The 16,527-nt window shown below is 49.4% G+C and carries 14 protein-coding genes; 4 read left to right on the top strand and 10 right to left on the bottom strand.

All coding sequences use genetic code 11. The features are described 5' to 3' along the window. Window positions 1-64 precede the first annotated feature (64 nt). On the bottom strand, window positions 65-889 hold the full coding sequence (locus ACQ6WK_RS09250; protein WP_432797098.1) for a helix-turn-helix domain-containing protein: 825 nt from the start codon (window positions 887-889) through the stop codon (window positions 65-67). A 153-nt stretch (window positions 890-1,042) separates the two neighbouring features. Between ACQ6WK_RS09250 and ACQ6WK_RS09245 the strand changes: the two genes are divergently transcribed. From ACQ6WK_RS09245 to ACQ6WK_RS09230, 4 genes are all read left to right on the top strand, one after another. Next, window positions 1,043-1,870, top strand: coding sequence for a LamG-like jellyroll fold domain-containing protein (locus ACQ6WK_RS09245; protein ID WP_432797097.1), 828 nt, complete (start codon window positions 1,043-1,045; stop codon window positions 1,868-1,870). A 74-nt stretch (window positions 1,871-1,944) separates the two neighbouring features. Continuing rightward, entirely contained in the window at window positions 1,945-2,712 is a 768-nt protein-coding gene (locus tag ACQ6WK_RS09240) for a type II secretion system protein (protein ID WP_432797096.1), read from the top strand. A gap of 36 nt (window positions 2,713-2,748) precedes the next feature. Continuing rightward, window positions 2,749-4,686, top strand: coding sequence for an exo-alpha-sialidase (locus tag ACQ6WK_RS09235; RefSeq protein WP_432797095.1), 1,938 nt, complete (start codon window positions 2,749-2,751; stop codon window positions 4,684-4,686). A gap of 74 nt (window positions 4,687-4,760) precedes the next feature. Then, a complete protein-coding gene (locus ACQ6WK_RS09230; RefSeq protein WP_432797094.1) occupies window positions 4,761-5,780 on the top strand; it encodes a nucleoside hydrolase in 1,020 nt (339 codons plus the stop codon). Between the two features lie 82 nt (window positions 5,781-5,862). On the opposite strand, the gene ACQ6WK_RS09225 is transcribed toward ACQ6WK_RS09230, so the two are convergent. The 9 genes from ACQ6WK_RS09225 to ACQ6WK_RS09185 all read right to left on the bottom strand — a co-directional run bounded on the left by ACQ6WK_RS09225 (window position 5,863) and on the right by ACQ6WK_RS09185 (window position 16,419). Further along, a complete protein-coding gene (locus ACQ6WK_RS09225; RefSeq protein ID WP_432797093.1) occupies window positions 5,863-6,441 on the bottom strand; it encodes an SRPBCC family protein in 579 nt (192 codons plus the stop codon). Window positions 6,442-6,637: 196 nt separating this feature from the next. After that, entirely contained in the window at window positions 6,638-8,317 is a 1,680-nt protein-coding gene (locus ACQ6WK_RS09220; protein WP_432797092.1) for an NADH-quinone oxidoreductase subunit N, read from the bottom strand. A gap of 80 nt (window positions 8,318-8,397) precedes the next feature. After that, a complete protein-coding gene (locus ACQ6WK_RS09215; protein WP_432797091.1) occupies window positions 8,398-10,092 on the bottom strand; it encodes a complex I subunit 4 family protein in 1,695 nt (564 codons plus the stop codon). A gap of 112 nt (window positions 10,093-10,204) precedes the next feature. Continuing rightward, on the bottom strand, window positions 10,205-12,367 hold the full coding sequence (gene nuoL, locus ACQ6WK_RS09210) for an NADH-quinone oxidoreductase subunit L (RefSeq protein ID WP_432797090.1): 2,163 nt from the start codon (window positions 12,365-12,367) through the stop codon (window positions 10,205-10,207). Window positions 12,368-12,498: 131 nt separating this feature from the next. Further along, on the bottom strand, window positions 12,499-12,837 hold the full coding sequence (gene nuoK, locus ACQ6WK_RS09205) for an NADH-quinone oxidoreductase subunit NuoK (protein WP_432797089.1): 339 nt from the start codon (window positions 12,835-12,837) through the stop codon (window positions 12,499-12,501). A 56-nt stretch (window positions 12,838-12,893) separates the two neighbouring features. Then, entirely contained in the window at window positions 12,894-13,772 is an 879-nt protein-coding gene (locus tag ACQ6WK_RS09200) for an NADH-quinone oxidoreductase subunit J family protein (protein ID WP_432797088.1), read from the bottom strand. Window positions 13,773-13,994: 222 nt separating this feature from the next. Then, window positions 13,995-14,669 (bottom strand): TetR/AcrR family transcriptional regulator, encoded by a 675-nt coding sequence (locus ACQ6WK_RS09195; protein ID WP_432797087.1) that lies wholly within the window; start codon window positions 14,667-14,669, stop codon window positions 13,995-13,997. A gap of 316 nt (window positions 14,670-14,985) precedes the next feature. Then, window positions 14,986-15,576 (bottom strand): PEP-CTERM sorting domain-containing protein, encoded by a 591-nt coding sequence (locus tag ACQ6WK_RS09190; protein WP_432797086.1) that lies wholly within the window; start codon window positions 15,574-15,576, stop codon window positions 14,986-14,988. A 318-nt stretch (window positions 15,577-15,894) separates the two neighbouring features. Further along, window positions 15,895-16,419 (bottom strand): PEP-CTERM sorting domain-containing protein, encoded by a 525-nt coding sequence (locus tag ACQ6WK_RS09185; protein WP_432797085.1) that lies wholly within the window; start codon window positions 16,417-16,419, stop codon window positions 15,895-15,897. Between the last annotated feature and the right edge of the window lie 108 nt (window positions 16,420-16,527).

Raw genomic sequence — 16,527 nt, 5'->3', positions numbered from 1 at the left:
GTGTTTGTTTGTGCTTGATTGCTAGTAGATTAAGCAATATTAAATTTATGTTCGGGTGCGATGTTTATGAATGTGTTGGATGATCTTCAAAATATTGTTGCCGCCATTTTCCAGGTGACAAACCACATTTTTTTCTGAACAACCTGACGAAAAGATTGGTGTCACTATAGCCACATTGTTGTGAGATCTCTTTGACCGATAGATAGGGTTCGCGAAGATATTTGCAGGCAAGTTCCATACGAAGTTGTATCTGATAAGCGATAGGGCTGAGTCTGAGTTCCTGTCTGAACATGCTTGTGAGATGACTGGCGCTTAAGCCAGCCTGTTCTGCGATTTGATCGACATAGATTTTTTCGAGCATATTGTCTTCAATCCACTGCATTGCGAGGATGAGTTTGGGATGTTTGCCTGATGAATGTTCAGTGGTGTGTTCAAGCTGGTTAAGTCGACCGAGGATAGCAGTGAGTAAGCCACTCGCAACGGCTGGGGCTAGTGCATTCGGCTGCTGATAGAGTTGTGCGAGGGTTTGAATCCATGTCGAGATCAGTTCGTCGCTATGGAGATTGATCAGGCGTGGGGTGATATCGAAGTTGGCGTCCAAACAATCAAATCCCATATAAGCAGTGGCGACCGTGTGTGTTGAGCTTTGGAAATGCGGTGTGCGCGCCGGGATCAGAATTGCCTGCCCGACGGAGCAATAGTACTTGCGGTCTTCCATCAAAATTTCGCAATCCCCTTCAAGGATCGTAAGCAACTCGTGAAATGAATGTGCGTGTGATTGGACGTCGCGACTACTGCGGTATCGACCCGCAAAGATGAATCGAAGTGATTCTGGGTCGAGCATGTCTACATTGGAGTCGAATTGTGCTATAGATCGTTTAATTTTCATCTGTTTTTGATACATAATCATAGTAAAGTGATATCAACGTAATCGTCACGGAGGATCAAGTCAAGATTTTTCGGGATAGAAAAGATCATGTCGTCAGAAGTAGGATTTTGCTTCCAACACCAAGACACAGGAAGGTTAAAGATGAGAAATAGCATGACAGTTGGTTTGACAACAATGGCTTTTGTGGGGGCACTGGGTGCGAGCATATCATTTGCAGCACCGGTTGCTTATTGGAATTTTGATGCTGTTACTGGCTCAGATACGATCGAGGATCAGGTTGGCAGTGTAGACGGTACGATGATTGGCGACACGAACTTGATCGCTAGTGGTGCGGGTATTGGTGGTAGCGGTTTTGGCAACGCCATTAAGATGGATGCAGCCGGTGACCGAACCGCGTTGGGTAGTCCAGATGTGCTCGATTTTGGTACGAGCAATTTCACTATTTCCGCATGGTTCAATACGGAAAACGTGCAGACACTGAATGATTCGCAGTTTCGTAATATTCTTTCAGCTGGGCAGCATAATCAAGGGGGTGTTAATCTGTATATTGGCCCCAGCCACAAGTCCTATCGTGGCAAGCTAGGTTTTGATGTTAAGGGCGCAGATAACAAAAATCTTTTCTCCGATGCACGACTGGATGATGGTAACTGGCATTGGTTTGCAGCCGTGGTTGATGGCGGTGTGATGTCGCTTTATGTGGATGGTGTGAAGCAGGCTGCGACTGCAACTTACGGTGCAGGAACAACAGGTACGGCACCGAGCGGCTACAGCACTTTTATTGGGCGAGAATTTAATGGAGGTATTGACGAGTTTGTCATTGATGATACTGCGCTGAGTGCGACGCTTTCCGGGAGCAATCTGACAGGCGGCGATCTATACGATCTTTGGCAAAACGGTGTGAGTATTCCAGAACCTGCAAGCATGGCACTGTTTGGTCTGGCTTCGTGCATGCTTGGTCTGCGTCGTCGAAGTAATAGCTAAGACTCATTCGCGTGTGGTTCCTGAAAAGGTATCACACGTATTTCTGATACTGGGTTTTATAAGAAAGGTGCAAGATGGTGAGATTTAAGCACGGATTTACACTCATTGAACTTTTAGTCGTCATTTCGATTATTGCCTTGCTTGTCGGGATCTTGCTGCCTGCGTTATCGAGTGCGAGAGAAAGTGCGCGGCGGATCATGTGTTTGTCTAACCAGGGAGAATTTGCATTAGCGGTGATCGCTTATGCAGTGGATAGTGGTAGCCAAGCCCCTCGCCGGACAAGCGGTACGAATCATATTCCAACGCATCTGTACAACGACACGTTTGTGAATCCGATGAAGTACTATCTTCAGGATATTCTTGCGATCAGAGAATGTCCGAGTCTAACAGAGCACGATGATGATGGTTTATTTGGTAATGCTGCATTTCCCGCAACATCTGGGTGGCGTACGTGGCAAGCCTACTTGGTTGGTTTTGATGAAAAAGATCCTGTGACAGGTAATTATTTACATGGTACGTGGTATGACGACGAACCAAGTTGTGCCTCTTGGGAAATTTTAGATTCAGACAGTCAATCGGTAGTGTTTGCAGACGTGAATCATTTCCGTCTTAATCGATATGGGACATCTAATCATGGTGGGGGATTGGTTGAGAATATCTCTGCGGCAGATTTCGTTGATCGATTTACGGGTAGTAATCGTACATTTGCCGATGGTCACGGGGAATGGGCAAACACTGATTTGATGGGCAAGAACGGAGATACCGTGACTCTATTGCCAAATGAAGCGCGATTTAGTCATGCAGGAAATGATGCTGCGGGTGTTCGTGCGTACTGGTGGTAAACTGTTGGGGAAAAATTTACATAAGCGAGTTGTTTGATGTTGATGAAATCGAATCATTGGATGGTTCTGTGTGTTGTGCTTGTTTGTTCGTTGGCAGTTTATCGCAGCGCATTTGCTGGGGATGGGCCGGTAGCCTACTGGTCATTTAATGAGGATCAAGGAGCGACCTTATTTGATCGAGTTGGCGATCAAGATGGTTTGTTTCAAAATCAAGGCATACTTTATGCTTTGGGGAGTGATACTAACGGGCTGTATACGATCAGGAGTGGTAAAAACAGCTTTGGTGATGCCATCCATTTTGATGGCGACGACACAGTGATGTTGGGTAAGCCAACCATACTGCATCTGGAGAAGAGGCCGTTTTCTGTTGTGGGTTGGTTTAAACTTGATCCTGTCACGGGTAATGAGCATCGTGCACTTTTTAGTTATGCCAAACACAGAGCAGGGGGTATTGGTGTGATCGTGGTTCGTGGCGGTCACAGCAAGCGTGGTCGATTGTCGTTTGAAGTCAAGGGTTCGGGTGATGGTAATCGGCAAGTTCTATCTAATCGGCGTATAGACGACGGAAAATGGCACAGCTATGTCGGCACGAGTGATGGTCAAACCATGTCACTTTATATTGATGGTGTGAAGCAAGCCAAACAGGACACTTATACTGTCAGTACCACAGCGACGCCACCGGCGCATGCCCATGCGGTAATCGGCCAGAAATTCATTGGTGATCTTGATGAGTTGGCGGTGTTTGATCGTGTTTTAAGCGAAGCTGAGATCAAGCAAGTGCATCAGCAGGGGATGGCAGCATTTGGCTACCAGACCGATGAAAAACCAAGTGATGCAGATTTGCAGAGTGCGGGGCCGGCGAAGATTACAGCTAAGGAAACGGTTCTGTTTGATGGTGACCAAGGTTGGCTACATAACGGTATCACCTATCGCCTTGCTTGCGCAGCGATCATGACCGAAGCGCCCAATGGTGACCTGCTTGTGGCATGGTTGTCTGGCAGCGGTAAAGAGCCTGCGACAGATAATTGTGCGTTATTGGCGAGATCATCCGATGGGGGCAAGACGTGGTCTGAGCCTGAGATCATTGTGCCAGCTGGCGAACAAGCCGGGATTGTCACGAACCTATATACAACTGACGATGGAAAGGTTGTATTGCTTGGCGCCCATTGGCCGAGCGATAAGAAATATACGGAATGGCATTATTTCAGCCGTGTGTCTGAAGATTCAGGCAAGACGTGGGGCAAGCCATACCCGTTTAAGATTAACAAGGGATACGCCGCACTTGGACACGGGCAACGGCCACTGACATTAGATAATGGAGAAACTTTTTTTGTGGGTCAGTTTTACCGGAAGCGTAACAAGCGTTTGATCGCACCAGCGGGAGCACTCGCATTTGCGAAGAATGAAACCGATGCTCTGCGCATGCCGAAAGGCAAGGGACGCGACAGTGGAAAGTTTGGCGAGTATCACCACGGGTTTGTTGGGGTGAAGGTCGATAGTCCAGTCGTGCGTTCAACCGAAATGTTGGGTAAGGCAGACAATCGGCCACTTGGTTTACTTGAACCCACAGGCATCGTGCTTAAGCACGGAACGATCAGTGTACTTATGCGTGCGGAATGGGGCGGCTATCTTTGGCGGGCGGATAGTACAGATAACGGCCGTACGTGGTCACGTGCCTATCCGACAAAAATACCGAACCCTTCCGCATTGATCGATTTGACGCGTTTGCCCGATGGACGGATTGCACTTTTGCATAACCCAAGTGGTGGCCAAGTCGGTGAGCGAGCAAAACGATCGCCGATGTCACTATGGATCAGTGACGATGAAATGCAGAGTTGGTCTGTAAAAGCAGATTTATTGCACGGCGGGAAGCGAGCTTATCCAAACGGCACGATCTTAAAGGATGGCCGTCTTGTGTTTGTATACGACAACAATCGGCGGCAAGTTTGTTTCGTCGAAGTTACCTTGCCGTAGTGGTTATTATTTGCATTGGTTAGTTCAGTTAATTTTTGGACCCATACATGTGATTCATATGGAGCGCGGTTATTGTGTCATATTTACCAGCAACAAGCAGCCCGGTTAAGCTGATTCTCGATACAGATATGGGGAACGATATCGATGATGCATTGGCACTCACGATGATTCACAGCTTACAAAGCCGACAAGAGTGTGAACTGCTTGGTGTGACGGTGTGCAAGGATAACGTGTTTGCGCCACAGTATGTAGATTTGGTAAATACGTTCTATGGGCGTGGTGATATACCGATTGGCATGGTTCAGGATGGTGTGACGGAAGATAATGGGCTATACACAAGAACTATTGTTGAAGCGACCGATGCTTGTGGCAAAAGACGTTACCAATGTACGCAGCCCAAGAAGAAACCATATGGTGCAGCAACTGATGTTCTGCGTATGTTGCTTTCGCAGGAAGACGATCAATCCGTGGTGATTGTAATGATCGGTTTTTCAACCAACATGCAAGCTTTGTTGGCCACCGAATCAGATGTGTTTAGTCCACTTAATGGGTCGGCGCTCGTACGAGAGAAAGTACGAGAATTTATCGTGATGGCTGGCGAGTTTTCAGACCATGCACTATCACTGCAGCCTGTTGAAGCGCGTGAATACAACATTGTAAAAGATATCCCCGCAGCTCAAACATTCATTAACCGGTGCCCTTCGCCCATCACGTTTTGTGGGTTTGAAATTGGTACGCAGATTTTATTTCCCGCCGACGCGATAGAATCAGGTTACGCTTGGGTGGATCATCATCCTGTTCGTGAGGCATATCATGCTTTCCGGGAGATGCCTTATGACCGTCCGACTTGGGATTTGAACGCGGTGTTGTATGCGGTGCGCCGTGATCATCAATACTTCGAGCTATCAGGGCCGGGGAAGGTAGAAGTTGATGACCTTGGCAATGTATCTTTTGAGCCGAATACGAATGGTAAGCATGCCTATCTTAAGGTTCGTGAATCGAAGAAGGATCGCATTGCTGCAACACAGATTGAATTGGCGACGCAGCCGTATTTAATTCAGCCTGCGATAAAGCCCACGTTTCAGCCGGTTTGATACTCTTCGTTCAGAGATACATTTAAAAAGCTGAGCATGATGCCCAGCTTTGAATTAGTTCCAGATGAAGTTGCAAGGAGATTTATTCAGGTAGTGATGCGCTTTGTGCGGAGGTAGGGGTTGTGGTGCCACTTGATTCTGAGATTGTTTTTAAACGATCCAAGCCATATTCAAAACAGTGGCCGACTTGTCCATCCATCATCATGCAGAGATAGCCACCAATGACAGGGACATCGATCTTGCCGGTCATCTGCCATGTAACCTCGGTTGTGTCTCCGCTTGATGCATAGATGATCGCAGCTTGGCTGGTAGAACCGTGTTCGTCAATGGTCACATCAAAGGTGACACCCGAATCAGGTGATGATTGTGTGATGACAAGTGAGCCTGAGCCTGATTCTTGGCCGACCCATGAGTGGTTCGCGCCGACACCAACGGCTTGGTTGCCGAGTGTTGTAACGATGGTGGGGTCCACTTTGGTCCATGGCTCCCACTGATTCCATTGATTTAGATCGTTCACGTAAGGATGGATAGTATCAGCGGTGGCATTGACGGTGACTGTGCGAGCAACACGAAAATCGTTAGGCAGGAACAGTCCAACAACGACAACGATCAGAATGAGTGTGACGACGGTGACGAGGCCACCAATGAGAAATTTCTTCATTTTGTTTTGCTCCACAGGCTTAGATGATATCGAATCACAAGATCGGTATCCTACCAAGATTGCCGCATCATGCGTATGGGGTTTTTATCAGGAATGTCATGGAGTTAGAGCGGGATTATTTGACGTTATGACCTATGTAAAAACGAAGCACCGTTCGAGGTGCTTCGTGTGTAGGTATTTGACTGTGGACGACAGTTTATTTTTGTACCAATGATTGTTCCGCATTGGTTTGCTGTGGCTCGATTTGGAATTGTGTTGTAATGTCTTCCGCAGCACGGTCAGCTGTATCGATCAAGCTGCCACCAAAGAAGCCGAGTGCAAGTGCAGCCACGCCGCCGATGAAGGCACCGAAGATGCGTCCGGGCGTGTGGGTGACAGTGATACCTTCGGTTGGTTTTGCGAAGAATGCGCCAGCTGCAATGCGGAGATAGTATGCACCGGAGATCGCAGTGTTAAGCACGCCAATGATGACCAGCCAATAGAAGCCAGCTTCGTAAGCCGAGCCGAAGAGGTAGATTTTTCCGAGGAAGCCAACCATTGGCGGGATGCCAAGCAGTGAAAGCACGGACAATGCCATGATGCCTGCAAGCAATGGATGGTGCCGCACGAGGCCGCCTAGTTCGTCGAAGCGATCGACTTCTTCACCTTCTTTGTTGCGGAGACATGCAAGCACAGCGAAAGAGCCAACTGTCGCAAGGCCGTAAGCAATGAGGTAGAAGATGATGGCAGCTAAGCCGTCGCCGATAGCGTAGCCGAAACTTGGATCGGCATTTGCAGCTTTTAAAAGGGCAGGGCCAGCGAGCAGACCAACAATCATATAGCCAGAGTGGGCGACCGATGAGTAGGCCAGAGCACGTTTGACGGAGCTTTGCACTACAGCCAGCACATTACCGACGGTCATGGTGATGACCGCGATGAACCATAGCAGAACGTCAATCATAGGCGGCAAGTGATTTGCATCCGGCCCAAACTTCCATCCAACAAGTGTGAGGATCAAAATCAATGCTGCGAAGCCCGCAGTCTTGGGAACGAATGCAAGAAAGGCCGTTACCGCAGAAGACGCGCCTTCGTAAACGTCAGCAGCGTAATAGTGCATGGGAAAGGCCGCAATTTTGAAACACAAACCAATGATGGCGAGTACAAGACCGATCAGAAGCATGCCCGGCAGGTGCCCATTGTTCAGCGCAACTTGGCGTGAAATTTCTGTCGCAATACTTTGAAAATCTGTGTAGCCGGTCGCACCATAGATGAAGGCGAAACCGTAGAGGAATATTGCAGCAGACAGTGCGCCGAGGAAGAAGTATTTTACGCCAGCTTCTTGTGCCGCGATGTTCTTACGAGCCGAGGCTACCATGACGTAGGTCGGCAGCGAGGTCAGTTCCAATGCGAGGAACAGCCAGATCAAATCTTTCGCGCCAGCAGTGAGCATGACACCCGTGAGTGAAAACAGAAAGAACGCAAAGAACTCGCCACGAAAAATTTTCTCTGGCTCAAACTTCTTAGCCGACTCTGCTTTCGTAGTTTGTGGTAACAAGTCTGGCACCGAAGCACACACCAACAACAGAATAAAACCAATGATACAAACAGCGAGTTTGATAAAACTCACCATATCGGTGATGGCATAGAAGCCTTGTGAAAGATCTTTCCATGGCGGGATGAATGCGATAGCGACGAGGATCGCGATGCCTGCAATCCATGATGTTGCCTTGCGGGTGCCGTCTTCTCTGCCAAGCCCTGTGATCAGACAAATGGTGCCGCCGATCAAGAGGATGATTTCCGGCAGCAGCGCGCCGATGTTCTCGACCACACCGTGAGATAGGGGCGGTGCAATGGGCTGCTGCGCGAGTGTCGTCAATATGTTTGCAAAATCGATCATGTTTATCCGGCTTCCTGTGTGTCCGGTGATAAATATCAGTCATCTATCCGCGCTTAGCTGGTCACATCACGCAGCTTGCATCATTGTTGTGCTGCAACGAGTGTTTTGTCTTCCCACACTGCCGGCAATGCAGAGTGAGGTTGCGTCACATGAATATCAACCGCAGGGGTATGCTCTTTGAGTTCCTGCTTGACGGTTTCGATATTTCGATGACGTGCAGGGGTGTTATCGCCAGGGATCACTTCTTTGGTCGGTGCGTTGAGTTGAGCAATTGGTGCTTCGAGTGATTCAAGGAGTGGAGTGGGTGCGAATCCGAGCCAGATGCAGACGGCCGCAATCGGCACCAGCGTAATAATCTCACGTGCATTCAGATCGTTCGGTTTCCAGTCAGCAGGTTTGCCATGAACGTGAGGAATCTTGAGTGGTCCCCAAACAACGTGTCCAGTGAGATAGAGCAGGTAGATGGCGGCGAAGATCATGCCAGATGCAGCTGGAACAGCAAATCGCCAGCCAAGTGTATCGACTGCGGTGAATGTGCCGATCAGCGTGAGGAACTCACCGATGAATCCATTGAGGCCGGGTAAGCCGACAGATGAACAGACGAAGAACACCATGAAGAATCCCCAGACAGGCATAACGCGTGCCATGCCAGACATGATGTGCATGTCGCGGGTGTGGAGTCGTTCATAGAGCATGCCGATGCAGAGGAAGAGGGCCCCGGTGGAGAGGCCGTGGTTGATCATGTACATCACCGCACCAACGGTACCAGCATTATCCGCATCAAAACTGAACAAGCCCAGCACACAGAAACCTAAGTGAGCGACTGATGAGTAGGCAACCAGTTTCTTGGCATCCGTTTGTACCCAGCAGCAGAGCGAAGCGTAAATGATTCCGATGACAGCCAGAGCACCAATCCATGGAATGAAGAAATACACACCAAGCGGTACCATCGGGATCGCAAAGCGAAGAATGCCGTAGGTTCCGAGCTTGAGCAGCACACCTGCAAGGATGACTGATCCCGCGGTCGGTGCTTCGGTGTGAGCCAATGGCAACCACGTATGCACGGGGAAGATGGGTACCTTCACCGCAAAGCCCGCCAGCAGGCCAAGCAACACGAGGTATTGCTCGGTGTCGGTCATGCCCTGAGCGGCGATGTAGAGGTCGGTGATCTGGAAGGACCAGTAGCCGTTTGCCGGGTTGGATGCGAATACCCATGCAACGTAGAGGATGGCGGCAAAGGTGAGCATGGAGCCGGTGAAGGTATAGAGGAAGAACACCTTGGCGGCTTTAAGGCGGTTGTCGTGGCCGAACACCCCGATGAGGAAGAACAATGGGACCAGCGTAAATTCAAAGCAGATGTAGAAGAAGATGATGTCAGTGGCAACAAAGGTGCCGATCATGGCGGACTCAAGCACGAGCAGCCAGAAATAGAACTCACGTTCACGTCCTTCAAAAGCGGAATACGATCCAAGCATGATCAACGGCATAAGGAACGTTGTCAGCAAGATCAGCCAGAGCGAGATCGAGTCGATGCCCCAACTAAACTTCAAGCCGAAGCCTGCAACCCATGGCAATTCATTGGTCATCTGCATGGTCGTGTCAGCCCAGTTGAACTGATACGCCATTACGAGTGAGATCACAAAGGAGATGAGCGTGCCAATGATCGCGAGGGCGCTGATGTTCTTCTTATAGTCAAACACCTTGCCTGGAATCAGCAGCAGAAATGCTGCGATGGTTGGCACGAGGATCATGGCTGGAATGAGCATTTTGTCCATTATGTTTGCTCTTCTTCTATCTTCTGTAAGCGCTGATGATTCAGCGGTTGGGTGTGAATTTCGGTCAGGCCGTGTGGGAGAGGGGTTTTGCGGTGATGTTAGCTTTTGGGGATTAACTTCCGGGGGCGTTGATCCATGCGTAGAACACCAGCAGCATAATGACAGCCATGCCGATCACCATGCTTACGCCGTAGCCCTGCAGTTTGCCGGACTGTGCGGGCTTGATGATGTAACCGCCCATACGTGGGAGGAAGCCGATGAGGTAGACGAAGCCGTTGATAACGATCTCGTCGAACTTGACGCACATGTGGCCGATGTCGTTGAGTGGTTTGCGGATAACTCGTTCATAGAGTTCATCAATGTAGTACTTGCCGACGAGCAGACCGCAAAGTTGTTTGATACCGGGAAGATTGACGACAGGTGCAACCCAATCACGCTTGATCCAGTGGAACCAAGCCGCGAGCAGGAATCCACCCACAGCAAGGCAACCGGAGATGATCTCAACGGTGACGTGTGTGTGGTGAGCCGCTTCAGAATGATCTGGATGTGATGCTGCAAACTCAGTTGATTTTTCGAGCATGCCGGCGATCCAGTCGACCGACAGGATATGGAACTCAATGCCGAACAGTTTGAACATGCCGGTCGCGATCAAACCGACGAACAATGCTGCGAGTGCTAGCGGAATCAGTGGCAGGTTCATCAGGAAGAATGGCATTTCATGCGGGGCATGATGGTGATGACCAGTGTGTTCTTCCTCTTCCTTGGCAACCGCATCAGTGATCACTTCCATGTCATCGACAGGTTCATGATCATGATCGGTGCCCATTTCCCACTTGAGTGGGCCCATGAATACTTTGAACCAGAGTCGGAAGGTGTAGAAGGCGGTGACGAAAGCTGTGATGATACCCAGCACACCTGCTGCGTAGTACCAGCTTGCATGTGGTGCACTGCTCATGCCTTTGAGGATTGCATCACCGAGCAGAAGGTCTTTGGAGTAGTAGCCCGCAGAGAGCGGCAAGCCCGCCAGTGCGACGCAACCGCAGAACATTAGGATCGCAGTAAAAGGCATCTTCTTACGAAGACCAGACATCGTGCGGATATCGAGGTTGCCAGCAAGAGCGTGCATCACTGACCCTGCAGTGAGGAAGAGCAGAGCTTTGAAGCATGCGTGTGTGAGCAGATGGAAGACGCCGCCAACGGAGACGACCGCCACGCCCACAAACATATAGCCGAGCTGTGAGATCGTCGAGTAAGCAAAGACACCTTTGAGGTCGTTGCTGGTGAGCGCGATCGTGCCTGCATAGAGACAGGTCACGCCACCTACAATCGCGACCGCTGGCAGTGCATATTCGGAGAGTTGGAAGATTGGTGTGAGGCGAGCAATCATGTACACACCGGAAGTCACCATGGTTGCCGCGTGAACGAGTGCGGAGACAGGTGTTGGACCAGCCATCGCATCGGGTAGCCAGACATAAAGCGGGATCTGTGCTGACTTGCCGAAGGCGCCGAGCATCAGCAGGAACGGGATCCAAGCCGTCCAGATTTCATAGTTGTTGGTTGTCAGGGCAGTGGTGTAAGCCGCGAGAGCGCCGTCGGTGAGGACTTCAGCATGACCGGTGAGGATCGCTTGTGCTGCAGGGATAATGTCTGCGTACTGCACTGACCCAAACGTGAGGTAGGTCAGGAAAATGCCGAGCGCGAAACCGAGGTCGCCGATACGATTGACAATGAATGCTTTCTTGGCCGCTTCAACCGCGATGGGCTGGTTGTAGTAGAAGCCGATGAGCAGATACGAGGCAAGCCCCACGCCCTCCCAGCCAAGGTAGAGCAGGATGAGGTTGTCACCCATGACGAGATTGGTCATGGCAAAGATGAAGATACACACACCAGCAAAGAACCGAGCATAGCCGCGGTCGCCGGCCATATAGCCGTTGGCGTACCAGGCAATCAGCGAACCCACACCAGTGATGACAAATAGCATGATCATCGTCAGCGGGTCAAAGAAGTATCCCCATGGTGCGACAAAGTCACCGACTTTGATCCAGGTCCAGAACGGGTCAACCAAAAAGCGGCCAGCCATTTCGCCATCGCCGCCCACAACCCCCGGTACCTGTGTGTAAATACCGAACGCCACCACAAGGCTCGTTAATATTGAGATCACACAGATCGGCCCAGCCAACTTGTGCAACTCTTTCTTCATGCAACATAGCACGCAAAGAACCGCACCGAGGGCGGGGAACCATGGGATCAGCTTGGCGTAATCAAAATCAATCATGAGTTCAAACCAGTGTGTTTGAGAGTATGGCTGTTGGTGATCAGAAGCTTGATGGCAGGTTCGTTGTTTTTGCCTGCTCGGCTTCATGTTGGTTGGTCAGCATCCTGCTCACCAACCCTTGCGGCTTTCGTTTAGCCACGCAGTTGTGCCCAGTCCAGTGAGTCCAATGTTCGCTTGCGGCGGAACATCAGCACCACCAAACCTAAAGCAAGCGCTGCTTCACATGCTGCAATTGTCAGGACAAAGATCACAAATGTTTGCCCTGTGATGTTCATGTGGTATTTGCTAAAAGCAACCAGCGACACCACCACTCCCTGAAACATCATCTCTGTGCAAAGGAAAACGATGATTAAGTTGCGGCGAGTCAGGAAGCCCACCAGCCCGATGCAAAACAACACCGCGCCAGTCAGCAGAAAGTGCGCCAGTACGGTTGTATCCAAGGCTTGTGCTTGTTGTGCGAGGCTCAGCATGAGATTCCGTTCGTCGTTCTAATTCTTTGGGAGTAAATAAAAAAAACAGCCGCGGGTTAAGCAGACTGTTTTAGATTGTCTTCTTCGTCAACTTGTGTTTTCGCAATCACGACCGCACCAATTAGTGAGATAAGCAGAATGACGCCAGCAATTTCAAGGCCAAGTGGATGGCTACGGAACAGGTCCAAACCAACCTGTTCAAGATTGCTTACGTTGCTTGCCATGATCGCGGTACGTACCGATTCTTTTTCCCCTTCTGGGGCGCGATCAATCTCTGCTTGCTCAATCGCAGATATATTGCGTTCACTCAAGTATTGTGTGACGATTTCGTGATTACTCGGGCCTTTGGCAACGGATTCAATCGGGATGTCGCCCGGCGTGAAGTTCACATTCAAAATCACCGCCAAAAACAAAAAACTAGCTGCGATTGCAAATAGCGGCTCACGTGCAATGCGGTCATATTCTGGGATGTCGTCTTCATTAACTGCATCGCCAGAGCTTGAGGCAAGCATGATCACAAACATATAGGTGACGAGGATCGCTCCGCCGTAGATGATGATCATCGCAAAGGCCATAAATTGCGCCGAAAGCACAATAAATAATCCAGCAGAAGCCAACACCACCATGATGAACCAGAGAGCCGAGTAGATTGGCCGTTGATGTGTGATGACGCGGACCGCCGCAATGATCGCAATGCCGCTGAATACGTAGTAATAGAGGAACGCCATATTCGAGACGCCCAATTCTGACCACGGCAATTTACGGGACAAAAAGAACCATGCTCCACCCAGTGTTGCCGCGCCAATGATGGCCCCGATCAATCGCCAATTCAGGTGGCGTTTGGGCATCATCAGATACAGTGCGACAGCACTGATCGCGGAAGCAACATAGAGAACCATTGGCGTTTGGATTGTCATAGCAACATTTGTAAGCATGCGGGAGATCCGTTCCGTTCCATCCTTACAGAACGAGAGGTCAGTTTGGCCGAGTATCGCCATAACTTGGCAAGACTCTATCTGGCACAGAGTAAAAAAGCAGCACCATTTATGCAAACAAATGGGGGGGCAAATTGTGGATAGATGCGGCTGGGAGCCTTATTTAGAGGCTTTAGCCACGAAGAAATTTTGTTCGTAAGTCTAGGATTTTGGTCCAGCTTTTTAGACCGGCCGAATACCATCTTTGACCTGCGCAACTGCATGGTCAATCCACTCTGATCGAACCACTTCATCTTTGAATTTTGTGCCGAAGATCAATTCAAGCGATGGGCCGTTTGTCAGGAAGTAAAGACAATTGCTCAGGCAGGTGATCAGCAGCATAGTTGGGTCCAAGTCCGCACGGCATTTGCCTTTGCTCGCTGCGGATAAAATCAATGGCTTTAAGATTTCAAAATTCACATTGATTAGCTTGCATTGATCGGCATACTCACGTAACCCTTTGACATCACGTAAGTTCTCCCACATGAGAACACGTACAAAAGCTGGGTTGTTGCAGCAGAATCGATAATAACGCCGCATCAGCTTTTCGATCATCTCCTCAAGATTGTCGACGTTGTGGCAGACGTCTTCGCTCAGATCAACGAGCTTAGCGAACAAATCTTGCAGGACCTCAAGATAGAGCTTGTCTTTGGATTTGAAGTAGTGATAGACCAATCGGCGGTCTACACCTGCTCGTTCCGCAATATCTTGCAAACGAGTTGTTTCTGGCCCGAAGGCGGCAAACGCATCACAAGCATGTGACAAGATGCGTTGGCGTTGCATTTGAGCGTTGGCCCCAGCTGGGCGTCCGCGCATACGACGTTTGGTTTCAACAGGCTTTGTTTTAAGTGTTTCCATCAATCCATCCTGAAGCAGCAGTTATAAAGATTTGATCTCAATGAAAGATGTTTTAGAAAGACATGCAAAATTGCCAAGTATATGTCTGATAGGCTTATACAGTCAGTTTACCCGAACTGAGTATGGTTCGTACAGATTAATTTCTGAGAAATTCCATTCGTATGTGAATTGTGGAAACATGGGTGATGTGCGTGATTTGAGCCTTACAGCCCCTGTTATTCGTTATTTTGGATTGGCTGTTTCACCAGTGAAAAACCGTACTGTTGTAAAACAGTACGGTTCAATTTGGATTTAAGTTGATTCGGTAATCTTGGGATTACTTGCGGCGATGTAAGAGCATCAAGCCGCTAAGTCCGAGCAATGCCATGGAGGCTGGCTCAGGAATCGCGGGGCCATATGCATCAACCTCTAGCGTACCGCCAAGCTTTACATTTGAAAACGGAGTTCCATTAAACGAGCCAAGTGTAATTTCACTGATCGTAATGACGCCATTGCCACCAGCATCAAGATCAATCGAGGCCTTGTATGAAGTGTCTGAGACGGTTGTTGTGTCGCCAGCCAAAAGGCTAATGGGGCCGGTGGCAACGCCAGGAGCCGTGCCGGTTTTAACATCTTCGCCAGCACCCTGAATAAATGACAGAATGTTAACGTCATTGCCGCCGACATTTGCTGTAGCGGTTGTGATCGTATAAACCCAATCGTAAGAAGTAAGGCCCATAGTAATAGGCGTTGTATTGCCTATGGCTGTGCTTGAGGTCCAAACGACTGTTGGTGTGCCTGCCGGTAGTGTGAGGTCAAAGTTCCAAGTCTGAGAATCAGTCGGCACTGCTGCAAATGCAATGGAGCTGCTTGCCAGAAGGGTCGCCGCACCGAGGCTTACACCTAATACTTTGCTTGAAATGTTCATGTCTCTTTCTCTCTATTTGCATGAAGGAAAATATTTGAAGAACCTACCCGTATGGAAAGCGGTCAAGGGCTATGATCACGAAGGTGATGCTCGCAATCAAAGCTTAAAATTCAGTGCTTAACCGTAATTCCAATAGTGTAAGTGTATACTTTTTGATAAGTTGTTGCAATGGATATGTTCTGCTTTGGGATGCGTGAATACCCGTAGAAATACTAGCGTTCTACTAATGTATTTCGTTGAACGCAGCAAGATTGTAGTAATGGCACATGACAAAACCCCTTGAGTAGGGGGTTCGCGAAATCTAGCTAAAGAGCTTAATCAAGCGGTGTTTTTATTACGTCGGGCGAGTGTTAGTAGCCCGCCTAAACCGATCATGCTCAGCATTGCCGGCTCGGGAATGGCCGCAGCATCGATGGTGCCGGTCACGCGGACACCGGTCACGGGAAAGCCGAGGCTTACACTGGTAATCGAAGCGAATCCGTGACCTGCAGCGTTGATTTGAAAAAGGATGGTAGCGCTACTGCCAGCTTCATTGACAGTGTTGTCATAGAGGGTGGCAGGTAGGCTGTTTTCGATGGTATTGCCGGAGAGTGTATTGGGATCGAGTTGACTGGTAATATCGCCCCATGTACCAAAGATTTGTGTTTCGACTTTAGTGATGTTGTAGGAGATGTCATATTGCGGGAAGCCTAAGTCAATAGCGGTCGGTGATGTCCACGTAACGTCATTGCCGGTGGTGGTAAGTGAGATGTTCCAAGACTCGTTCGTACCGGCGTGTACAGTGGTCGCGCTAAGTGCTAAGCCGCATGCAGCCAAGCAACCGATCAAAACAGATCTCTTCATGTGATGCCTTTCCCTCTAGTGTTTGAGCTCGTAAGAAATAACTTCCTCCGAATACCTATTCGTTTGCTGAGACAAGATCACTCTAGGAAATCACAAAAACAATTTTAA

Source organism: Poriferisphaera sp. WC338, assembly GCF_050931845.1.
Classification (GTDB): Bacteria; Planctomycetota; Phycisphaerae; order Phycisphaerales; family Phycisphaeraceae; genus Poriferisphaera.
Note: the sequence above shows the minus strand (reverse complement) of the source record. Positions and strands in the feature narration are given on the sequence as shown.